We start from the raw sequence: 25,216 nt of genomic DNA, 5'->3' as shown, positions 1-25,216 counted from the left end.
GATTTAACGGCCTAAAAGGCCGATTGATCTCAGTTTTGGCAAACTTCGGTCTTCGGTCTTCTAGCCCAAAAATCAAATGAAATTTCCCTACTGGGGTAATTTCGGATATATATATATTATTTAATTCTTCCCATTCTTAAAACTCTTATCCGGATACGCTGGAGCTTGTGGAACTGGTCTTGGATCGGCCTTGATCAATGCCTTCAAATGCTCGATTGCTGCTTCCAATTGCGCATCTTTCCCTTCAAATGTCGCCTTCGGCAAATTGATCACCTCAATATCCGGGATAAATCCAACTCCTTCGATCAGCCATTCGCCTTCTTCACCATAGACACCATTCATTGGAGCCCGAGCGATGCCATTATCAGACAAGGTATTGGAACCGGAAAGCCAGACCTCTCCACCCCAAGTTCTACCACCAATGGCTTTGCCCATGCCCAGTCTTCGGAAGCCTTCGGCAAATGCTTCTCCATCGGAAGCGGTAAATTCATCGACCAACAAGACCAAATGACCTCGGAAGGCATACGGCATATTCCAATAAGGTTCGCCAGTTCTGCCTTTCCAATAGAAAAACACCTCACGCATCAGTTTCTCCAGAATAAAGGAATCAATATTCCCTCCCCGGTTTTGGCGCATGTCGATCACTAATCCCTCCTTTTTAAATTGAGGATAAAAGTCCCGATACCACTGCGAAATGTCTGATTCCGTCATCGCCCGAAGGTGTACATAACCCAGCGCTCCGTCGGATTTAGCTTCAGTTTCTAGTCTTCGAGTATATTCCCATTCGTTATAGCGGAGGTTGGACTCAGCTTGTGCAGACATAGGCTTGAGAATCTGATCTGATTTGGCTTTGCCATCAGCAGAAAGTAGGGAGATCCGAACTTGCTTGCCTGCCTTGTCTCTCAATAAATAATAGAGATCCGGTACTTCCATCACCGCTACGCCATCAATATGCGTGATGATATCACCTTCAGAAATAGTCAAATCTGGGTGCGCAAGTGGAGACATCTCATTTGGATAGTCTGGATCAGACAAGTAGATATGATCAATTGAATAGCCTTTCAGTTTTTCGTTTCGACCAAGTTTTGCCCCAAGCATCCCGAAATTAATATTGTCTTCTCCGTCTCTCAAGTCACCACCTCTTACGGAAGTGTGGAGCACGGAAAGTTCGCCTACCAGTTCACCAATCACATCCGAAAGCTCTGCTCGTGTAGTCACCCGATCTACCAAAGGAAGATACTTTTGATACATCGCATCCCAATCCACACCATGCATTCCGGCATCATAGAAATAATCGCGCTCCATTCTCCATGCATCGGTATAGATTTGCTTCCAATCCTCCCGAGGATCTATGGAATAAGTTACTCCACTGAAGTCAACTTTTGTTTTGGACAAGTCAGAAACTGGTGATGTTCCCAATTCCACGACAGAATAATTTGATCCGCTTCGGACCAGAATGTATTTATTATTGAGCGAAACAGTATAGTTTCTGACATTATCGATAAAAGCTTTTGGCTCGGGCTTATTAGAAATCGGTACCATCATAAGTGGTGCTTTGTCATCGCCACTCGCACCTGCACCATAGATTACGCCCATTCCAGGACCGATTTCATGGAAATAGATTGCTTTGTCTGTTACGATAAGATTTGTATAATTTCCAGCTGAAACAGGCACTTCCCGAAGTCGAGCTTGAAGTCCATTTTCCTCGATCGTTACGGTCACTTTTTCGGGAGCTTTTTCTGCTTCCTTTTGCAACTCATTGTTGAAAAAGAAAGGAGAAACCAAGCCAGACTTCAATCCGATTTGATAGATTTTCATCTGCTTCTCCCAGAAAGGCTCCGGCTGACGGGTTCCCCAAGGGCTTCCGATGACAGTTTCAAAATTTCGATCCGAAAGAAAATACAACCAATTACCATCTGTACTCCACTGTGGGCTTAGACTGTTTGCCCGATCGGAAGTCATTGCAATTCGCTTCTTGCTGTCAATGTTGAAAGCATGGATTTGCGAAAAAGTATTGCTTGCCGCTTGTGCATAGGCAAGCCATTTGCCGTCAGGAGACCAAGCCATGCTTGAGGTAATACTTTCATCTGAATCAGTCACTTTGGTTTGAGCTCCAGTGGCTTTATCCATGATCCAAATAGTCTCATTCAAATCTCGATAAGCTATTTTTGATCCGTCCGGAGAAGGACGCATATCAAATTTCAGTGTAGTTCCATTCTTGGAAATTTGCTTTCCTTGATCCATTCCCAGACTGTTGTACTCATGGATTTCAAACTCCGAACTTTCATCAGAGAAGGTTAAAATCGATTTTCCGTCAGGAGAAAAAATAGCATCCCGATAGCGCACGCCGTCTTTACGGCTGAGGCGGACGGTTCGACCATCTTTCACCGGAACAGAAAACACACGGCCACGTGTGGTCATCACCACCCGTTCGCCATCGTTGGACACTGCCATATTTGTAAGATTGGACATGGGATTATCCACCCATTTTTCACGAAGCTGATCAAAGTCTGAGACGAGCTGAATCGCAAGAGTCTTTGCACTAGCAGTTCCTAAGTCCATCAATTTTAAATCTGCTCCGACGCGGTAGACTAGTTGATTTCCGGAAATAGAAAATTCACGTACATCGAAGCTTGGCTCTTTGGTGATTTGGGTAAGGGAACCCCCGTTCTCATCCATACTCCAGACATTTACAATGCCATCGCGAGAGGAGAGAAAGAAAACTTTGCCCTGATGAGGAACAGGGTGATGATCCTCACCTTTATAATCTTTTGTCAATTTTACTGCCTCAGCAGCTCCATCACTGTACTTCCATAGTTGGCGAGCGGTTCCTCCCTCGTAGCGCTTGGTGACATTATTGTGAAACGTCGGGCGAACAAAAAAGTAAGTAGAGCCATCTGCAGAGAAGCTTCCTTCAGCGGCCATTTCCAAAGGGAGAAGTTTTTTCGCTCCATTTGACACATTGACTGTAACTGTGTTGAGTTTTGGCAGAGTAGAATATTGGTTGGTGACATAGGCAATTTCTGTAGCCGATTTCCAAGCAGTGGGAATCGAGGAAGAAGGTTCAAAAGTCAATCGCTTTGGAAGCCCACCTTCGATTGGCATCACATAGACTTCAGTAGGTCCTTCATAACTGGCAGCATAGGCGACCCATTTGCCATCGGGGGAAATCTTTGGATCCGACTCATCACCGGGATGTGAAGTCAATCGTATGGCGTTTCCACCGGAAGTAGGCACTCGCCAGATATCTCCTTCAGCGACAAAGACCAATTGATCTCCTTTGAGATCCGGATGCATAAAATAGCCTCTAGTAGTTTGTGCAATAGAAAAATTGCAAATGAGGAGTAATAGTGGAAGAAAGAATTTTGACATGGTTTCTAGATTTTATCAGAAAAGACTCAATCTAATTGATCTGGTAGAATTCCCCATGCCTTTGGTATAAAATTCAATCTTACTATGATTTACTAGGTCTCGAATAGAGGCTTTAATTCAAGAGTTTAAAAAAAAATGCAAAAAATCGACAGTCGATATACTTAATCCAAGTTCGATCTTGTATTTTGAACATATCAAACATGATTATTTAAGTCTCCAGTTAAGTTAATTTTTTAACCATGATTTCATTTTTCCGGAAAATCCGCAAATCCCTGTTTCAGGCTAACACGGTCACTCGATACCTAGCTTACGTGATTGGAGAGATGCAATTGTTAGTAATAGGAATATTTTGTCCCGTTAGGGACTCACTATGGGTAGCATTTCAACAAGTGTTTTTTTACAATTGTGCCGTTAGGTACAACATATAAAATGGCCATGGCTAATACCTACACACAAATTCACATTCAAGCAGTATTTGCGGTACAAAATTGCCAAAGCCTCATTTCAGAGGAATGGAAAGATCAGCTTTACCGGTACATCTCCGGAATAATCCAGCAAAATGGCCACAAATTGCTTCAAATTAATGGAATGCCGGACCACATTCATGTGCTTTTCGGAATGAGACCCATTCAATCAATGTCGGACTTGATGAAACAGGTAAAACAGGATTCATCTAAATGGATTAACCTTAATAAATTATCAACCGGGAAGTTCTCTTGGCAGGAAGGCTATGGAGAATTTCCTTATTCAAAAAGCCAAGTCCCGAGGATCATCCATTACATTCAGGATCAACAAGAACACCATAAAAAGCAATCCTTTTCAGAAGAATATTTATCTCTGCTAAGAATCCACGATATTGACTATGATGAAAGATTTCTTTTCAAGCCAATTGATCCCTAAAGAAATGGATTATTTCTCCTTTTATATGGCGTACCTACGGCACGACTTGTTATTGTCTCAATGGCTTTTCTACCCATCGGTAATCCCTACGGGATTATTAAGAACACATAAATACTATAGACCTCAATTTTTCCAATACTAATGATCTCCTTTTTCCGCAAAATCCGTCAAAAACTACTTCAACAAAACACGGTTACCCGCTATCTAGCATATGCAGCTGGAGAAATCATTTTAGTTGTTATTGGGATTTTGATTGCACTTCAGGTAAATAATTGGAATGAAGGTAGAAAGCAAAAAAATGAGGAACGTCATTATCTGGCAGCTTTGCGCACTGATTTCAAGTCAGCAGAATCATCATTTCGGTTCATCTTAGGTGCAGTACAGGAGCAACTTGACCACAATGAACGTCTTCTTTCCCTTCTTGCCGAAACCCCTGGCAGCATACCTAGTGACAGCATTGTCGGCATGCTACGCAAGTCGTTCATCGATGTCCCCTTTGGAGTTGAGGTTCCAGCCTATACCGACCTTAATAACTCAGGTAAACTTTCCATTCTTCAAAGTGAACAGCTACGGAGAGCCTTGTCTGAATTCGAGACAGCCAACTCCCTTGCAAACGGGTATGCAGAAAGGGCTGCAGAACAATGGGCTGGGCAGGTAACAGAGTTCTTTATAGCTAGATTCAATGTCAGCTCCATCTATGGTAGCGAATCAGATGTCAATTGGGATTATCCCGGTCTCCCTGGTTCTCCAGGTTATAAAAATACTCCTGTCAACAGGCGCTTCTCATCGGATGAGGAAGCGATTTGGGGACGAGAACTCGCCAATCGGATTGCAATCAAAAACGTGCTACTTGAAGACGCAGCCCACTCGGCAAGATATGTCCTCCAATTCATCGAGAAGATATTCACGCATATTGATGCTTCGCTCGAGCAATCCCCAAAATAAAGTCCCTTATAAGAAGAAAAATACCGAAAGAGAATGATCTCATTTTTCCGCAAAATCCGCCAAAAACTCCTCTTCCAGAACCGGGTCACTAGATACTTGGTCTACGCCTTGAGGGAAATCCTGCTAGTTGTGATTGGGATTTTGATTGCCCTGCAAGTAAATAATTGGAATGAAGGTAGAAAGACCTTGGAGCAAGAAAGACGGATCTTAATCGCCCTGCATAATGAGTTTGACGAAAACCTAAACGAATTAAACAGAGACATCGCTAGGATAGATTCTCAGTTGGTAGCGAGCAGGCAAATATTAGATTTTTTTGGAGAGGCCACGTCTCCTGACGAATTTTTACTCGATAGTCTGATTCTAATGTCTTTTCCCAATTTCACTTGGAACCCAAGTTCATACGTCTTGAATGATTTGAAAAATTCCGGTCAAATTTCCCGGCTTTCAGATGAGAAGGTTCAATTACTTCTTTTTGGATGGGAACGACACTATGAAAATTTGGAGGAATTAAAATCAGAAGGCCAAAAGAGTTCTGATGCCTTTATCGAATACCTTCGCGAATATAGCTCACTCCGAAATATTGATAACACAGGTTCCATAGGCAGTGAATTATTTAATCGATCCAAATTAGGGTTCAGTAATCAAGAATTACTAAAAGATCGCCGTTTTGAAAACATTGTAGATGACAAGCTGGCAACGGCTGCAGTCCTAAAGCTTCAATATGAAATTACCATTGGAAAGATCGAAGAAATCCTCAAAGCAACCCAGAAATTATGATCTCCTTCTTTCGCAAAATCCGCCAAAACTCCTACTGTAAAACTGGGTGACCCGGTACCTGGCCTACGCAATCGGGGAAATATTTTTGGTGGGAATCGGGACTTTGATCGAAGTTGATCTGAAATAATAAATCAAGCTCAACTTCCTTCGAAAACTTTGACTAAAGAGCATTTATAAGAAATCCTTCAAATTGCCTATTAGTGAAACCAATTTGGAATTTTAAAACCTTGAAGATCAAATTGAAAAAATACAATTTTTAGCTAGTCTAAAGCGGAATTTTTGGCATAATCCTTTATTTTGAGGAGAATAAGGTTTATGTTGAAATAGTATTATTTTTAGATATGACTAAAATAACATTTGCTACATTTTTTTCAAGTCTCGATCCTCCAATCAAGCCATTCAAATACTATTTAAGTCTAAATCAATTCTTTTTTAGCATTTTAATAAAGCAACCGCCTGATTACTAATTTCTCTCGATTCCCGACTCAATCTTTTTTAAAATCTTAGATTATATGATATCCACAAAATTAACAGCAAGAGTTAGTCTAGTAAAGTTCCTTCCAATTTTACTCCTTTTCTTCTTTGTGTCGAACCTGAAAGCTCAGGAAATTCAGCTAGAAACCATCTCTATTTCCAATGGCCTTGCCTCGCCTCAGGTAATGGATGTGATGCAGGATAGCTATGGACTTATTTGGATAGGTACCGCCAATGGTTTGCAGCGCTATGATGGCTATACCTGGAAAAACTACCGAAATGTCCTAGGCGATTCGACTAGCCTTCCGCACAATCTCGTGTGGGATATTGTAGAAGATCAAGATCGAAATCTGTGGATTGCTACGGAGCTTGGAGTGTCCTTTTTGGACAGAGCTAAAAATACGTTTAGGAATTACAATTTTTTGGAGCTTTTTGAAATCCCTGGAGGCGGCAGGGTTTTTAATATTCTGAGTGATTCACAGGGGAGAGTCTGGGCATCGACTATTTCGCAGGATATTATTCGCTATGATTCTGAAAATGACACTTGGGTAAGAGCCCCTTTTGCCAATGTCAATGGGGAAAAAGCAATTCATGATGGAATGTCTATGGTGCTCTATGAAGACAAAGCCGGAACGATCTGGGGAGGATCTTCGACTCATGGCCTAATGAGTCTGGCAAAGAATTCTGAAACTTTCATTCCTGTAAAATTCAAAGAAGAAAATGATTTGAATACCCTTGAGAATTCCATATCTGAACTCTACGAAGACAAAGACGGGACAATCTGGATAACTGCTCGACAGGGTATCTACAAATACAGTCCCAAGACGAATGAGCTAAGAACGATTGTTACCTATGACTACAACAATATCGATATCGCGAATTTTTTAAATTCCATCAAAGAGGATAGAGAAGGCAATATCTGGGTCTTGAACAATTTCAGAGGAGTCTTGAAGTTTGAAGGGAATTCAGATAACTATCAGGAAATCATCATCCCAGACAATAGAAAAGTAACAGCAGGAGGTTGGACGATTCGATTTACCGAGTTGATTTTAGATAAAAGTGGGATATTTTGGTTCGGATCTTCCTCTAATGGACTTTTCAAATACGATCCTGTAAATAAACCTTTCAAATATTACAGCCATGACCCTCAAAATCCCAACTCGCTAAGTGAAGGAGGTACATTTGGGCTTTTTGCCTCCAAAATCACCCCGGGAAAAGTCTTCGTCGGAACCCGTGGAAATGGGGTCAATATTCTTAATGAAACTGATCAATCTATTCAAAAAGTAAACTTCGCTTCTTCTGCTGATATGTTTGGTGGATCTGCCAGATCCATGTACGAGCAAAATGACGGGACACTTTGGGTAGGCACTTGGGGAGATGGATTGATCAAAATGGATAAGAATTACAAAGAGGTCAAACGATTTAAACGTGACCCCGATGATAAGAATAGCCTCGTCAATGATCAGGTGCGGGTGATTCGGGAAGATCGGACAGGCAAACTCTGGGTGGGTACCAATGGTGGGCTTACCATTTTGGATCCAAAGAGCGAATCCTTCAATGAACTGGTGAGCAAATATGTCAGAACCTATCCGGATGAAATCCTGGCACAGACCAAAAAATGGCTAGAAAATAAGGAAGCACTCGCCATTATCGAAAAGGTCACCCAAAACCAGGAACTCACTCAAGAATTTCAAATCACCGAAAAAGGTACTTACTATGTAGTCTGGGTAGGAGAAGGAGATCTGGCAAGTATGGTAGATTATGGATGGCTTCAGAATGCTACGGGTGAATCCATCCAGCGGGTAGAGACCATAGATGACACCTTCTGGGCAGGGGGAAGTATCAAAAACCGACTCCAAATTACCCAAACCGAATTGAATCCCGGCACTTATGCACTTCGATATTCTTCAGACGACAGCCATCATTACGATAGCTGGAATGCTCCCGAGCCTGAATTTCTTCCGCTCTATGGTATCGCAATTTTCAAGCAAGAAGACCGGATAGAAAGCCAATCTCTTGTGGTGAATGTCAATGAGCAAAAAGCCGAAATCATTATTCAGGATGGGAATATCTCAGATATCGAGATCGGTAAAAAATACATCTGGGTAGCAAGTGCCAATGCCGGAGTCACCCGGATCGATCCCGAAACCAACGCTGTCCAATATTACATCAGCGACCCTGCTGATCCTGCGACCTTGAGTAGTCCACAAGTCTTGGATGTCCTGGAAGATGAAAATGGATTGCTATGGATGGCTACCTACGGAGGTATTAATGTCTTGGATATCGCCAGTGGTGTGATCACCAAATACACTGAGCAGGATGGCTTGTCTACCAATATTTTAGAAACAGTTTTGCCAGGGGAAAATGGAGAAATGTGGTTTTCTACCCAAAGCGGGTTGATCCAAATGATGCAAAATGATGCATTGGACAAAGTTACTTTCATCAACTACAACGAAGACGATGGATTGGGTGGAGAATCATTTCTTTCGCTTGCTGCAGACAAAACCCCAGACGGCAATTTTTACTTTGGGGGTGATCATGGATTGACCACATTTTCGACTATCGCCTCTAATAAAATCCCGCCTTCTATAATTATTTCCAATCTTTTAATTTCCAATCGCTCAGTCTATGATATGGGTGAGAGTTCGCCATTGGAAGTTGATCTGCTTTCCGCTGATGAAATCACCCTGCGCCATGATCAGAATGATCTGAGCTTTGAATTTGCGGCGCTTCATTATGCAAACCCAACCAAAAATCAATACGCTCATATGCTTGAAGGTTTGGATCAAGACTGGATCTATGACAACCGAAACTTTGCGGCATATACCAATCTCGAGCCTGGAACCTATACCTTCAAAGTGATCGCGTCCAATGCTTATGGCGTATGGAATGACGTTGGAAAATCTCTTTCGGTCGTTGTGCTTCCACCTTGGTGGAAAACTTGGTGGGCTTATACACTTTATTTCTTATTCATCGGATTGATGGTTTTCGTCGGGTACTCTGGTTTGAAAAGACGAATTAAAATGATGGAGCGAGCGAAAAACCTGGAGCGGGAGGTGGCCCAATCCAAAGAAATCGAGAAGGCCTACACGGATTTGAAGGCAACCCAGTCACAACTTATACAGGCAGAGAAAATGGCCTCTCTCGGTGAGCTTACCGCAGGTATAGCCCATGAGATTCAAAACCCGCTGAATTTTGTGAATAACTTCTCCGAAGTAAGTGAAGAACTAATTGATGAAATGAGGGAGGAGATCGAAAAAGGAAATATGAAAATGGTCTTGGAAATATCTGATGACCTGAAAGAGAATCTCTCCAAGATCAAACACCACGGAAGGCGAGCTGATGGTATTGTAAAAGGTATGCTGGAGCATAGCCGAAGTAATGCAAGTGACAAAAAACCGACTAATCTAAATGCCCTTGCCGAGGAGTTTTTACGATTGAGTTATCATGGGCTTCGCGCCAAAGACAAAAGCTTTACCGCTGACTTTGATTCGGAATTAGATTTTAATCTTCCACATGTAAATGTAGTCGCACAGGATGTGGGTCGGGTGATTTTGAACCTGATCAATAATGCCTTTTATGCGGTAGGCAAAAAAGCCAATGACTTAAAAGATGCGGGCAATGTGGATGTGACCTACAAACCAAAAGTGACTATTCAGACTCGACTCGTCGAACTAGCAGGTGATGCAGGAGGAGTAGAAATCTGCATCAAAGACAACGGTGGAGGAATTCCCAAAGCGATCAAAGACAAAATCTTCCAACCTTTTTTTACCACCAAACCCACCGGAAGTGGTACTGGCCTTGGCTTAAGCCTGAGCTATGATATCATCAAAGCACACGGTGGGGATTTAAGAGTGAAGAGTATCGAAGGCGAGGGAACTGAAATGATCATCTTTTTACCGATCAAATAAAGATTTAAATGAAGATTACTGAAGCAATAAAAGCTGAGCTAACCCAATGGCTCGACACTTTCTGGAAGACTTATATCAATGGTGACTATGATCACTGGGCCACCTTTGTTGCGGATGATTACTATAATATCGGTGGGACTAAAGAAGAGATCTGGCATAGCAAACAGGAAATTCTGGAGTATAGCTATGCTATGCAGGATCAAATGGTCGGTCAGGCGGAGTTCCGCAATCGAACGATAGAAGTCCTACCTTATCGTGACTATTTGATGGTCAATGAGTTTACCGATCTCTATGTGAAAATAGAGGGGGAATGGACTTTTTACGGCCCTTTTCGAATGTCTTCCCTTATGTCAAAAACAGATACTGGTTGGATTGCTTTGCATCAGCATGGATCTTATCCAGATATGAAGGCCACTGAAGGAGAAGCATTTGCCGCAGATGCACTCAAAGCTGAAAACAAGCGTCTTCAAGCCGCAGTGGATCAACGGACCTCTGAGCTGCAAGGAAAAAATCAAGAGCTGGCGATTGAAACGGCTCTGGAAAAAGTACGAGCAGTGGCTATGGGCATGAAAACTCCCGATGATATGCTTCAGGTCTGTCGGATTATTGCCGAGCAATTGGAGGCTTTTGGCGTAGGTCAGATCCGAAATTTGCAAACCGCACTCATCGAATCAAAGGAAGAGATTTACCTGTGCTATCAATATTTCCCAAGCTACGACCGAGACATCATCGAGCGAACTGAATACCGCAAAAGCCCCGTGGAGCAGCAAATGGTCGATCAGATGCTTGCCGCTCGCGATAGTCACTTTTTGGGAGCATTGACTGGGAAGGAGCTAGCTGATTTTCGTACGCATCGCAAGCGGGAAAAACATTTGGATGATCCGCTTTTGGATAAGTCAGAGGAGCTGGGGTATTGTTTTCTTTCGATTGGAGAAGGCGGTCTTGGGATCACGCTTTATCGATCCTTGGACGAACAAAGTTTGGCTTTATTCAAGCGTTTCCATCAAGTGTTTTCCTTAGCCTATCAGCGATTTCGGGATATTCAAAAAGCAGAAAAACAAGCAAGGGAATCAGAAATCGAATTGGCACTAGAGCGAGTACGTGCCAGGACTATGGCTATGCATAGCAGTTCTGAACTGGAGGAAGCCTCAATTCTTTTGGATGAGCAAGTGCGAAGTCTAGGGATCCAAACCTGGGGCTGTGCCTTTCATATCTATGCCGAGGATGAGGCAGGCGATTACGAATGGTTTAGCAGTGCAAATGGAAGTTTGCCTTTCTACAAAACTCCCAGAGAACAATTCTTCTTAGATTTTTATGAAAGGGGACAGCAGGGAGAAAAATTCTATGTGAAGGAGTTTGCAGAGGGAGAATGCAAAGCTCATTATGACTATTTGAAAACCATCCCAGTGATGGGAGATTCATTGAAAGCCCTGAAGGAATCCGGGATCGCATTGCCTACTTATCAAATCGATCATATAGCCTTCTTCAACCATGGCTATATCCTTTTTATCACGTATGAGCCAGTCCCTGAAGCCTATGCCATTTTTCAACGCTTCGCCAAAGTTTTTGAACAGACCTACACCCGTTTCTTAGATCTTCAAAAGGCAGAAGCCCAAGCTCGAGAGGCGCAGATTGAGGCAGCGTTAGAAAAAGTACGGAGTCGTTCTTTAGCTATGCACAATAGTAAGGAGCTCAATGAAGTTGTCAAGGTGCTATTCGAAAAGTTAAACGAACTCCAAATTCCATCTACCGCAGTGGCGATTCAGACTTTTACAGATGACTCAAAGGATATGGATGTATTTGTTTGCGGGGATGTGGGAACTGGTCTGGTCATCAATCAGTATCATCTTCCATATTTTGATCATCCCATCATCAATGATTATATCCGTGCCCACGAAGAGAGTCTTGCTTTTTACAAAGGAGAGTACTCCGTAGCCGAAAAAGATAGCTTTTACGATGTTGTGTTAAAGCTTCCAGAATTAACTAACCTACCTTCCGAAGTGGAGCGAATGATTCGCAAAAGTTCCCACTACTCGGTCACGATGGCTCCATCAGGTAAATCTATCGTAGCGGTAAACGATTTTGTGGGAAAGCCACTATCCGAACCTGATATAGCTATATTAAAGCGGTTTTCTAAGGTTTTTGACCAAGCTTACACACGCTTCCTCGATCTTCAAAAAGCCGAAGCCCAGGCTAAGGAAGCACAAATAGAAGCTGCCTTGGAAAAAGTGAGAAGTAGATCATTGGCGATGACCAAAAGTGACCAGCTCAGCGAAGTCATCCTAGAGATTCATAGGAAATTTAATGAACTGGAGGTTTCCATGGAATCTCGTATAGCCATAGTGGTGGTTCTCGATTCAGTGTCAAAGGACTTCAATCAATATATTGCCTCCCAAGACGTTGGTAATATTTACATTTCTACACCCTATTTTCAGCACCCAATACTTGATGATTTTTATGAAGCAAAAGAAGCGGGTGTACAATTCTTCTCCAAGGCGTACAGCGAAGAAGAAAAAAACAGCTACTTCAAAAGATTCTTCGAAACCTCCTTTACCTCTGCTGAGATAGCAGGTTTAGAGGAGCAGGCCAAATGGGTTTTCGCTCAAAAATTCTATACTCACTCGCAGGCTTTTCAGAAAAACTCCTGTATCGGAATGGCTGATTATTCAGGCGTTCCCTTAACTGAATATGAAATTGATATCATCAAACGTTTTTCCAAAGTCTTTGATCAAGCCTACACTCGATTCCTAGATCTTAAGAGAGCTGAAGCACAAACACGAGAAGCGCAGATAGAGGCGGCTCTGGAGCGGGTCAGAGCACAGACTATGGCCATGCATAGCAGTGATGACGTGGGAAAATGTGTGGTCAAAATGTTCTCTGAACTCACAGCATTGGGGGTGGATGAAGGGACCCGATTTGGGATCGGTATCTTAAACCATGAGAATGAAAACAATCAGCTTTGGACGGCCCGCAAAACTGGAGAGGATGTCAACATGCATATTGGAAACATCGATATGGCTTGGCATCCCATGTTACAGAAAGCCCGTCAGGCTTGGCTGGAGCAAGTTCCATTTCACAAGTATGTGTTGGAAGGAGAGGATTTGCCGGATTATTACCGCATGCTGAATAATGCTCCGGATTATAAAATTCAGATCCCGATCGAAAAATTACCCGAAAGAGAGATCCAACACTGTTTCATCTTCGAGCATGGCTTTTTTTATGCCTTTAGTCCCCGGGAATTCCAACCCGAATTGATTCACATTACCCAACGGTTCAGTGCACTTTTTGAACAAACCTATCGACGCTATCTCGATTTGGTAAGAGCAGAAGCACAAGCAAGGGAAGCTCAGATTGAGGCAGCACTCGAACGGATCAGAGGACAAGTCGCATCCATGAGAGAGTCAACAGAGCTTCTGGAAATTGTGGTGACGATGCGAAGTGAGTTTGTCGCTTTGGGACATGAGGCTCACTATTTCTGGCATATGCGATGGCTTCCCGATTCCTATGAAAAAGCCATGACTTCAGGCGATGGTACTCAGATTGGTATGGTGATGAGTTTGCCAAGACGAATTCATGGAGATATCAAGTTGGTAGCTGATTGGGAAAAAGGCTCTGAGCCCATCTTAGTTTTAGCAATGGAGACAGAAACTGCGGTTGACTATGTTGAAAAAATGATCAATTGGGGGGATTTTGAGCGCGTTGATCCACAAGCCCCAACCTTGGATGATATTCGCCATATCGGCGGTTTGACATTTGTCATGGCGCGTACTACTCATGGGGAGATTGGATTTAGCCTCCCGGGATCTGTTCCGAATCCTCCTCAGGAAGCTATGGGTACCTTAGTCCGCTTTGCGAAAGTATTCGATCTGGCATATAAGCGATTTGAGGATTTGAAAAAAGCAGAGCATCAAACCCGAGAAACCCAGATTGAATTGGCATTGGAGCGGGTGAGAAGTCGAAGTATGGCTATGCAAAATTCTTCAGAACTGAAGGATGTTATTCAGGTAGTGTACCAACAATTTGTTGGCTTGGGAATCCCTATAGAGCATACCGGCTTTATCATGGATTATAAAGACCGGGAGGACATGAATATCTGGCTGGCTGATTCTAATCAGTTTCATTCAGAAATTACCTTTCCCTATTTTGATTCACCTCATTGGAACAGCTATCTGGAAGCCAAGGCAAAAGGAGAAAACTTCTTTGCTAACCTGTTAGACTTTGAAACTAAAAACAGATTTTATCAAGACCTCTTTTCCTTAATTCCAGATTTACCTAAAGAAACGCAGGACTTCTATTTTGCCCAAGAAGGTCTTTCGATCTCCACTGTGTTGCTGGATAATGTTGGACTGTATATTGAAAACTATACCACCACAACTTTTACAGATGAAGAAAATCAAGTACTCCTACGATTTGGGAAAGTTTTCCAACAAACCTATACCCGTTTTCTAGACCTACAAAAAGCAGAAGCACAGGCAAGGGAATCTCAGATTGAAGCGGCTTTGGAGAGAGTTCGAAGTCGGTCATTGGCCATGCATAAAAGCGAGGAGTTAGAAGAGGTTATTTTGGTGGTGTCAGAGCAATTGCAACAGTTACAATTCAGATTTCATAATGTCAGCTTTGGACTTGATGCCAAACAAGTGGGTCTTAAGTTCTGGTTGGCCACTCCCGGATTGCCAAAGCCTTTATTCATAAACGTACCCTACTTGGATAATCCAGGTTTTACCAGACCTCTACAAGCCCGCAATGATGGAGTTAATTTTAGTTCCGATATCCTCACCCGTGAAGAAAACAAACAGTTTTTGCAGCACTTGCTTGATCACTCTGAACCAGGAAGCCTTAACCCAGAAAGCATAAACTTTTTGCTGGATTCGCCTGGATTTGCAAGGTCTCAGTGTTTGATGAAAAATACGATACTCACTATTGGCAATTATAATCTTATTCCCTATAGCGAAGACGAGAATGCTATCTTTAAACGATTTGGAAATGTTTTTGAGCAAGCCTACACCAGATTCCTAGACCTTCAAAAAGCAGAAGCGCAGGCACATGAAGCCAAAATAGAAGCAGCCCTCGAAAAAGTCCGCTCCCGAACCATGGGTATGCAAAGCAGTGAGGAATTGCCCGAGGTTGCCAACCTGTTGTTTTTGGAAGTGCAGGGATTAGGAGTACCTGCGTGGAGCAGTGGGTTCAACATTATTGCCCAAGACGGCAAATCTGCTGCCGGTTGGATGAGCAGTGAAGGCGTTCTTCAGGAACCTTTTAAACTTCGCTTATTTGGTGAATCATCCTTTGATGAAATGGGAGCTTTTATTAAGAGCAAAGACACTTTTATGGTGCAAGAGCTTGGGGGAAGTGCGCTTGTAGAACACTATGATCACATGAAATCCTTCCCGGATTTAAAACCCACATTTTCTGCTATTGAGGCACAGGGACTTTCCCTACCCACCTACCAAATCAACCACCTCTGTAAATTCTCTCACGGTTTTCTACTCTTCATCACCTACGAACCTGTACCGGATGCACACGACATTTTCAATCGCTTCGCAAAGGTTTTCGACCAAACCTACACCCGCTTCTTAGACCTTCAAAAAGCAGAAGCACAAGCGCGAAAAGCCCAAATCGAGGCTGCACTTGAGCGCACTCGTACGCAAAGTATGCTGATGAAACATTCAGATGAAATCAAATCGGTTTCGGAAGTCTTTCAAGAACAGTTGCTTCGTCTGGATATCTCATCAGAATTTTCTTATGTATGGTTGCCGGATGAATCCACTAGCTCTCACCAGTTTTGGGCGAGTTGGACTGAGGATCAAAAGGGCAAAACCATATTGAAAAGTAAACAGGTCACTTATCCAATGGATAAATCCGAAGCCTATACTGCTACTTGCTTAAAAGCTTTGGAAACTCCAGAGGTGATCCTGGAAGAGTTTGTCCCTCCCGGAGAAATTGTTGGCTTCTTTGATGTTTGGAAGGAGCTCCTAACAGGAGCCCAAAAACTGAAAGCGGAATCTTTCCCCGATGGAATTTACTATTCTGAGGCATACATGCGATATGGATGTTTTGGGATCAATATCCGGAGGAGGCTTTCTGATGAAGAGAAAACCATCTTAAAACGCTTTTCTATAGAGTTTGAAAGAGCTTACACCCGCTTTTTAGACCTGAAAAAAGCAGAAGCACAAGCCAAGGAAGCACGCATAGAGGCGGCTTTAGAGAGAGTTCGGTCTCGCACTATGGGTATGCAAAAAGCCGAGGAATTGGGTGAAGTTGCTACTGTATTATTCAGTGAGCTTAATACCCTAGTTGACAATCTTTGGACTTGTGGATTTGTGCTTTGTGAAAAAGGCCGAAAAGAAGATGAATGGTGGCTCAGTTTAGACAATGGTTTGATCCAACCTTTTTCCCTTCCAAATGTAGGAGACTTTGCCCATGAAAATCTCTATAAAGGTTGGGAAATGGGCGATGCTTATCGAACTGTCACACTTGAAAACGAGCAGCTCCTCGACCACTATGACTGGCTCATGAACATTCCGATTGCAAAGCAAATTTTTGAAGATATGGAAGGTGCTGGAATCCCGCGTCCTGATTGGCAACGACTACATGCTGCTTATTTCAAGACGGGATACTTGGTCATTATAACAGAAGTGCCATGCGAGGAGGAGGAAATCTTTAAGCGTTTCGCGCAAGTGTTTGACTTGACTTACACTCGTTTCTTAGACCTCACAAAAGCAGAGGCTCAGGCCAAAGAGGCAAAGTTGGAACTTTCTCTCCAACGAATAAGAGCTCAAGTGACGTCTATGACTCATTCCGATGAACTCTTTGACATCGTAGTTTCCATGCGAAAGGAATTTGTCAATCTGGGACATGAAGCGGATTATTTCTGGCATATGAAATGGACTCCAGAAAGCTATGAGATGTCGATGACCTCTGAAGATGGTGAAAGAGTGGGGATGATTATCTCGGTGCCCAAGTTTGTACACGATGAAATTCCCCGTCTAGCCGCATGGGAAAAGAGTGGTTCCCCCACCATTGCATTAGATTTAAATGGACACGAGGCATGGGACTATATCGATAAGATGAATACCTACGGCAAATATGAACAGGCTGACCCTCATGCACCTACTAAAGAAGATATTATGGCCATTGGAGGCCTGACCTTTGTCATCGCACGGACTACTCATGGTGAAATCGGCTTTAGTCTCCCTGGACAAGTGCCTAATCCTCCTGAAGAATCTATGGGCAATTTGGTTCGCTTTGCCAGTGTCTTTGATCTAGCTTATCGACGATTCGAGGATTTACTCACCTCTGAAAAACAGACCAGAAAAGCCAAAATTGAACTTGCTCTGGAGCGGGTTCGGGCTCGGGCAATGGCTATGCAGGAGCCCGAAGAACTCATTGAAGTAGCCCAAGTCATGCGGGAAGAAATGGGATTGTTGGGAGTAGAAGAGCTGGAAACCAGCTCGATCTATATCAATAAAGATATTGCTGGAAAGGCAGAATGCTGGTATTCAATCAAGGATATTCGGGAAGGAACCAAAACCTATGCGGCAGACCATTTTGACCTCAACTACAAAGACACTTGGGTAGGAAGGAAAATGCTAGACTTCTACCAAAGTGATGAGACAAAAACTTCCATTTTAATGAAAGGAGAAAATCGGGTAGAGTGGATCAATTACTGTGCACACCAATCTCCAAAACTCGAGGGATACTACGGAACCGAAATACCGGAACGTACCTATCACTTGACCAAATTTTCGAACGGAGCCATTGGAGCTGCTACTCCGGGAGAGATATCGACCGAAAGTTGGGACCTGTTGCGCCGAGCTGCACTGGTTTTCTCTTTAGCCTATTCACGATTCAAGGATCTCTCACAAGCCAGAGAGGATTTAAAGCGGCTTAAAAAAGCCAAAGCTCGCGCCGAAAAAGCACTCAAGGAATTGAAGTCTGCGCAAGAACAACTTATACAACAAGAAAAACTTGCCAGTCTTGGACAGCTTACTGCCGGCATTGCCCACGAGATTAAAAACCCGCTGAATTTTGTCAACAACTTCTCCGATCTCAGCCGGGAGCTGATCGAAGAGGTCTTTGAAGAACTTGAAAATGTGGAAGATTCAGATGCCAAGGAAGAGATTGTCGCGATTCTAAATGACGTAAAAAGTAACCTCGCCAAAGTTCATGAGCATGGTTCACGGGCCGATAGCATCGTGACTTCGATGTTGCAGCATAGCCGAGCTTCAGGCAGCAAACGAGAGCCGAAAGCTTTCAATCCCCTGGTCAAAGAATTTGTCAATCTATCTTTCCATGGTATGCGAGCTGGCAAAGCTCCGATCAATGTAGATATCGATCTCCAGCTGGATCCGAAAGTAGGAGACGTGACTTTGATCAGCGAGGATTTTTCCAGAGTTATTTTGAATCTCTGCAACAATGCCTTTGATGCCATGCGGGATAAATTGAAGACGGGAGACGGGAGTCGGGAGACCGAAGATGGCAACAGATACTTACCAAAGCTGACCGTGAAAACTTCTTTACAAAAGGATAAAGTCATCTTTTCAATCGCTGATAACGGACCTGGAATCCCGGCTGAGATCAAAGATAAAATTCTTCAACCTTTCTTCACTACCAAAAAAGGCACCGAAGGAACAGGACTGGGACTGAGTATTACACATGATATCATCAAGGCGCATGGGGGGTCCCTTCAGGTCAGTAGTACTGTAGGGGCCGGGACGGAAATGAATATTTTTTTACCAATTGACTAAGACAAGCTATGAAAACCGAGGCCCAATTAACAGCAGAAATACAAAGACTACAACGTTCAGTGGAAGAGCAAGCACTGGAGTTAGAAGCTAAAAACAGAGAACTGGAGATTGAGGCGGCGCTGGAAAGAGTGAGAGCAAGGGCAATGTCCATGCAGAAAAGCGAAGAACTTCGCGAGTTGGTTTTTGAATTTTATAAACAAATTCATCCTTTTGGAATTGCAAAATGGGGCTTTGAGATAAAAATTGCTAAGGAAGATAAGTCTGGTTTTTATTGCTGGATTTCTCCACCTGGAGCGAGGATTCAACCAGAGGGATTCGAAATCCCTACACTGGATCATTGGGTGTTAAAAAAGTATTGGTCCACTTTCGAACAACAGACACCTAGCGTTTCTATTGAGGTTTCCGGAGATGATAAGCGCAAATTAGGCGTCCTACTTTTAGGGCAAAGTGACATGAAAAATTTGCCTGAAGACGTCAAGACAAATATTAAGGAGACTGAGTACGTTCACTTTTCTGTTGCAGCAATGCGGTTTGGACTCCTAAAAGCAGTTGACATGGAGCCCGTTCTTGAAAAAGATTTCTTTATCCTGCAGCGTTTCGCCAAAGTTTTTGAACAAACCTACACCCGCTTCCTAGATCTCCAAAAAGCTGAAGCTCAGGCACGAGAAGCTGAAATTGAACTGGCATTGGAGCGAGTCCGATCCAGAACCATGGCCATGCACAAAAGCGAGGAATTGGCTGAGGTTGCAGCACTATTGTTTGATCAGTTAAAAATCCTTGGTGCTCAACTTTGGACTGCCGGATTTGCGATTTGCAAAAAGGAGGAAGTTTTGGTAGAAAAATGGATGAGTAGTCCCATTCCGGGCCAGATGTTCAACCACCTTTTTGTCCCTTACAATGCAGATCATGGCGAGCAACGAATGTATGATACCTGGAAAAATCAGGAAGCACTTCATTCGTATGCGCAGGGAGGAAAAGAACTTAAGGATATCTATGATCATTTGATGGAGATCCCAAGCTTCAAAGCCAATTTCCAAAAAGTAATAGACTTTGGAAGACCGCTTCCAGTCTGGCAAAAAAACCATGTTTCTGCCTATAAATACGGTTACCTCCTAATCATCACGGAAGAGGAGTTTGAAGAAGAAAATATCTTCCCGCGATTTGCCAAAGTATTTGAACAGACCTATACGCGTTTTCTCGATTTGGAAAAAGCAGAAGCACAAGCACGAGAAGCACAGATTGAAGTAGCTCTAGAAAAGGTGCGTTCTGCTTCCATGGCGATGCATAAAAGCGAGGAACTAGTCCAAGTTGTTCGAGTTATTGACAAAGAAATACTAGGATTGGGAATTGAAACAGATGGCACGCAAATATTCACTGATTTTTCGTATAAAGAAAAAGGGTTAAATGACTGGTTTGCTAAAGAAGGCCATGATTTCTTAGAAAAATTTCATGTTCCGTATTTAGAACATTCCCTTACAAAAAGACTCTATGATGCCTTGGCAAAAGGAGTCGATTTTTATTCAGATAGTTATTCGAAAGATGAAAAAAACGAATTTTTAAAACTTATATTCACTTACTCCGATTTTAGAACTTACCCTAAAGAAAGCCAGGATTTAATTTATAATGCTCCCGGATTGGTCAGGGCTTCAGTGCTTTCTAAAAATTCCATCTTGATTTTTCAACATTACGATCTAAAGGAATTTTCTAAGGAAGAAGAGGACATCTTCAAGCGATTCGGAAAAGTATTCGAACAAGCCTATACCCGCTTCCTTGACTTACAAAAGGCAGAAGCACAAGCAAGAGAAGCACAGATTGAAGTAGCTCTGGAAAAGGTGCGATCTGCTTCCATGGCGATGCATAAAAGTGAGGAATTAGTCCAGGTCGTTCGAATTCTCGATAAGCAAATACTGGGATTGGGAATTGAAGCTTGGGCCACAAATATTCTAACTGATTTTGCTAATCCCGAGAAGGGGTCTAATACCTGGTTGGCTGTGGAAGGACAGGATTACCTGGAAAAATTTCATGTTCCCTTTATCAAGCATCCAATTTTCAAGAAGTTATTGACAGCCGTTCGGAAAGGCGTTGATTTTTATACCGAGACCTATTCCAAAGCAGATAAAGACGAGTTCTTCAAGCTTTTATTCAAATTCTCTGATTTTAAATCTATCCCTAAAGAAAGACAGAATTTTGCCTACAGTTCGCCGGGGATGGTGAGGGTCCATGTTCTTTTTAAAAATTCCATTTTAACTTTTCAACGACTCGATCTCAAGGAATTTTCGAAGGAAGAAGAGGAAATATTCAAGCGCTTCGGGAAAGTCTTTGAGCAGGCCTACACCCGCTTCCTTGATCTCGAAAAAGCCGAAGCTCAAGCTAGAGAAGCAAAGATTGAGGCAGGATTGGAAAAAGTTAGAGCTGCTTCCATGGCGATGCATAAAAGTGAGGAACTCGGTTCAGTAGCAAGCGCGCTTTATGTTGAGCTCCAAAACTTAGAAATGTCATTTGATACCATGGGCGTCTTATTAAAATCAGACAAGCCAAAGGATTTATATTTATGGGTAACTTCTATAGATGGATCATACGATAACCTGATTTTTTGGCCCTATGTCGACATGCCAAGTCATAACGTGATAGCACAATCTTGGGGGAAAGGGAAAGTTGAAGAAATAAGTTTTTCCAAACCTGAAACACGTCAATTTTTTAGTGAGTATTTCAAACTTGATGGTGTTCCCCAAGAGCGAAAAAAGGCCTTAAAATCTGTAGAGGTGATGGAATGGATCATTTCAGTGAACAAGCTGTCCGGTCTCAACCTAGTTCGACTCTCCACCAAGCCCTTTGACCATGACGAAAAAGATATAATTCAACGTTTTTCACGGGTCTTCGAACAATCTTACACCCGTTTCCTTGACCTGCAAAAAGCAGAAGCTCAGGCTAGAGAAGCACAGATTGAAGTGGCATTGGAAAGAGTGCGATCTGCTTCGATGGCGATGCAAAAACAGGAGGACTTGTTAGAGGTCATCAATTTGCTGAGCGAACAACTCGTTAAGCTTGGTGTCCAAATGGAATTTGCCAATTTCAGCAATGGAAACCAGTTGAGCGAGTGGAATTTGTGGATATACACGGTCACCGGAGATGAAAGTGCCTTTACAGATTACATTCATTTTCCGGAGGTTAACCATCCTCTTTTCAACCGAACTAAAGAATGTATTCAAGACTTTAAAAATGGCAAAGCGGATTTTTCTAAAGATGTCTATGACAAAGAAGAAAAAGATACGTTTTTGGATTATTCATTGACCAAAACTGTTTACAAGGATTTACCTTCAGAGGCAAAAGACTATTTGTATAACAAACCTGGTCTTACACGATCAATTATCTTTTTTAAAGATACGTCGGTAGGTATTGGAAGATACAACACAATTCCCTTTAGTGATGAGGAGGATGAATTGTTAAAAAGATTTGCCAATGCATTCAACCTGGCCTACACCCGCTTCCTCGATCTACAAAAAGCAGAAGCACAGGCAAGAGAAGCACAGATTGAAGTGGCATTGGAAAGAGTGCGATCTGCTTCTATGGCGATGCATAGGAGTGATGACCTTTTATTTGTGATTAGGGCAGTTCACGAACAAATCTCAGAACTCGGCATTAAAGTAGACGCCAGTAACTTTCTAACTTTCATTGAAAATTCTCGAGATCTTTATCTGTGGGCAATCACCAATACGCATACCTATCAGCAAAAACTAAGGGTCACTTACATAGATTTTGGTATCACCAAAAAAATGTGGGATGCCTGGGAAAAGGGGGATTCTTTTGTGGAATTTCAGGCTGACGCTGATGAAATGCATCGTTGGTGGAATACAGCATTTGAAGTATCAGAGCTCAGTCACACACCACCAAACCGAAGAGAAATAATCCTATCTGCTCCTGGCCACACTTCAATTGTGGCGAAGGGAAAAACCTGTGCTTTACAACTCCACCGTTACAATCTTGAAATCTTTACAACTCAAGAACATGATATTTTACGCCGATTAGCTACAGTTTTCGAACAATCCTATACCCGCTTTCTTGATCTTCAAAAAGCAGAAGCTCAGGCAAGAGAATCGCAGATAGAGGCATCACTAGAGCGAGTACGGGCAAGTATGATGGCCATGCATAGAAGTGATGAGCTTTTATCTATATCAACTCTAATTTCTGAAGAAATGATGAAAATGGGCGTGATTGATGAATACAACAGGGTTGCATTTGCGCTATTTGATGATGAAAAAGAAGAATTGACTCTTTGGATCACTGAATTAGGCGGCGATAGGATGAATAAGAGTTTTGTTTTGCCAAATGATTTTGAACCTTCCTTTGTAAAAACCTTTGAAATATTCCACAAATTAAAGCCCCTAGAAAGGAAAGAACACAACCATATAAGGACTTATATAGGTGAGGAACTCATTGCTTATACAAATAGATTTATTAAAGCAGGTGTTGTCAGCCCTGAGATAATGACGGCCATCGAAAATGGTTCATTACCAAACTCTTGGTATGACCTCGTTTCTTTTTTCGCTTTTGGGTCATTAACCATAGGGAGCTTTCAAAAAATCACTGACGAACAAAAAGACGTAGCCAAACGCTTCGCAAGGGTCTTCGAACAAACCTATACCCGCTTCCTCGATCTCCAAAAAGCAGAAGCACAAGCACGAGAAGCCATCAAGCAATCTTCATTGGATCGCGTTCGCGGAGAAATAGCTTCCATGCGGGACGCCAAAGACCTCGAACGAATCACCCCATTAGTTTGGTCTGAGTTGAAGTCTTTGGGTGTTCCGTTTTTTCGTTGCGGGGTGATGCTAGTCAATGAAGACGAAGAGATGCTGGACTTTTACCTCTCCAATCCTCAAGGAGAAGCTTTGGCAGCCTTGCGCTTAGATTTCGACAATTCAGAAATAACCCGCAAAGGGGTGGCTCATTGGCGAAAGAAGGAAACTTATATCGAACACTGGAATCAGGAGCAGTTCCTCACCTTTATGAGGAGCCTTATGGACCAAGGGCAAATTTCAAATCCCACTACCTATCAAGGTGGAGAAAAACCACCCACGGCGCTAACGCTTCAATTTGTCCCCTTCGCCCAGGGAATGCTCTATGTGGGATCTGAAATAGATTTAAATGCCGAAGAACTGGACTTGGTCAAAGCGCTGGGAAAATCACTTTCTGTGGCCTATGCACGATACGAGGATTTTACCAAGCTTGATTTGGCAAAAGCTAAAGCTGAAAAAGCACTAAATGATCTGAAAGCGGCCCAGGAGCAATTGGTGCAGCAAGAAAAACTCGCCAGTCTTGGACAGCTTACTGCCGGTATCGCTCATGAGATCAAGAACCCGCTGAACTTCGTCAACAACTTCTCTGACCTCAGTCGGGAGCTGATCGAAGAGGTTTTTGCCGAATTAGAAAATTTGGAAGCTTCAGCTACCAAAGAAGAGATCATCGCCATCCTCCAAGATGTCCAAAGCAATCTGACCAAAGTCCACGAACACGGCACCCGGGCGGATAGCATTGTGACTTCCATGCTCCAACACAGTCGGGCGTCTGGAAGCAAACGAGAGCCGAAAGCTTTCAATCCCCTGGTCAAAGAATTTGTCAATCTATCTTTCCATGGCATGCGGGCAGGAAAGTATCCAATCAATGTAGATATAGACCTTCAGCTGGATCCGAAAGTTGGGGACGTGACGTTGATCTCTGAGGATTTTTCAAGAGTGATTCTCAACCTCTGCAACAATGCATTTGACGCCATGCGGGATAAATTGAAGACCGAAGACGGGAGACGGGAGACAGGAGATGGGAATAGTTACTTGCCAAAGCTGACCGTGAAAACAGCTTTGCAAAAAGACAAGGTGCTCCTTTCTATAGCCGATAATGGAGGTGGAATCCCCGAAGAGATCAAGGACAAAATTCTTCAGCCCTTCTTCACCACCAAGAAAGGAACGGAGGGAACAGGGCTGGGGCTGAGCATTACGAATGATATTGTCAAGGCGCATGGGGGTGAGTTGAAGTTGGAGACTCAAGAAGGAGTTGGAAGTACTTTTATGATGTTAATACCAGTCAATAATTCTTAGC

At 42.9% G+C, this 25,216-nt stretch carries 7 protein-coding genes; 6 read left to right on the top strand and 1 reads right to left on the bottom strand.

Annotation, left to right across the window (positions count from 1 at the left end; translation table 11 throughout):
* Positions 1–120 precede the first annotated feature (120 nt).
* Complete coding sequence (locus tag P8O16_RS11130) at positions 121–3,372, bottom strand: S41 family peptidase (protein WP_300314632.1); 3,252 nt, start codon at positions 3,370–3,372, stop codon at positions 121–123.
* A gap of 435 nt (positions 3,373–3,807) precedes the next feature.
* Between P8O16_RS11130 and tnpA the strand changes: the two genes are divergently transcribed.
* The 6 genes from tnpA (at position 3,808) to P8O16_RS11100 (ending at position 25,215) form a co-directional block, all read left to right on the top strand.
* Complete coding sequence (gene tnpA / locus P8O16_RS11125) at positions 3,808–4,272, top strand: IS200/IS605 family transposase (protein WP_300314629.1); 465 nt, start codon at positions 3,808–3,810, stop codon at positions 4,270–4,272.
* Between the two features lie 141 nt (positions 4,273–4,413).
* Entirely contained in the window at positions 4,414–5,217 is an 804-nt protein-coding gene (locus tag P8O16_RS11120) for a DUF6090 family protein (RefSeq protein WP_300314627.1), read from the top strand.
* 33 nt (positions 5,218–5,250) lie between these two features.
* Positions 5,251–5,994 carry a DUF6090 family protein gene (locus P8O16_RS11115; RefSeq protein ID WP_300314624.1) on the top strand — a complete coding sequence of 248 codons (744 nt, stop codon included), beginning with the start codon at positions 5,251–5,253 and terminating at the stop codon, positions 5,992–5,994.
* A gap of 512 nt (positions 5,995–6,506) precedes the next feature.
* Positions 6,507–10,379 (top strand): sensor histidine kinase, encoded by a 3,873-nt coding sequence (locus P8O16_RS11110; RefSeq protein ID WP_300314621.1) that lies wholly within the window; start codon positions 6,507–6,509, stop codon positions 10,377–10,379.
* An 8-nt stretch (positions 10,380–10,387) separates the two neighbouring features.
* Complete coding sequence (locus P8O16_RS11105; RefSeq protein ID WP_300314619.1) at positions 10,388–19,126, top strand: ATP-binding protein; 8,739 nt, start codon at positions 10,388–10,390, stop codon at positions 19,124–19,126.
* Positions 19,127–19,134: 8 nt separating this feature from the next.
* Positions 19,135–25,215: an ATP-binding protein gene (locus tag P8O16_RS11100; RefSeq protein WP_300314616.1), complete on the top strand. Its 6,081-nt coding sequence runs from the start codon at positions 19,135–19,137 to the stop codon at positions 25,213–25,215.
* Position 25,216: the final 1 nt, after the last annotated feature.

Source organism: Algoriphagus sp., assembly GCF_029254265.1.
Classification (GTDB): domain Bacteria; phylum Bacteroidota; class Bacteroidia; order Cytophagales; family Cyclobacteriaceae; genus Algoriphagus.
This window is presented reverse-complemented; position numbering and strand designations above follow the sequence as displayed.

Excerpts from the sequence above, each read along its gene's own strand:
- P8O16_RS11105 (WP_300314619.1), top strand. The coding sequence starts at position 10,388 with ATGAAGATTACTGAAGCAATAAAAGCTGAGCTAACCCAATGGCTCGAC.
- P8O16_RS11120 (WP_300314627.1), top strand. The coding sequence starts at position 4,414 with ATGATCTCCTTTTTCCGCAAAATCCGTCAAAAACTACTTCAACAAAAC.
- P8O16_RS11115 (WP_300314624.1), top strand. The coding sequence starts at position 5,251 with ATGATCTCATTTTTCCGCAAAATCCGCCAAAAACTCCTCTTCCAGAAC.
- P8O16_RS11100 (WP_300314616.1), top strand. The coding sequence starts at position 19,135 with ATGAAAACCGAGGCCCAATTAACAGCAGAAATACAAAGACTACAACGT.
- P8O16_RS11110 (WP_300314621.1), top strand. The coding sequence starts at position 6,507 with ATGATATCCACAAAATTAACAGCAAGAGTTAGTCTAGTAAAGTTCCTT.
- P8O16_RS11130 (WP_300314632.1), bottom strand. The coding sequence starts at position 3,372 with ATGTCAAAATTCTTTCTTCCACTATTACTCCTCATTTGCAATTTTTCT.
- tnpA (WP_300314629.1), top strand. The coding sequence starts at position 3,808 with ATGGCTAATACCTACACACAAATTCACATTCAAGCAGTATTTGCGGTA.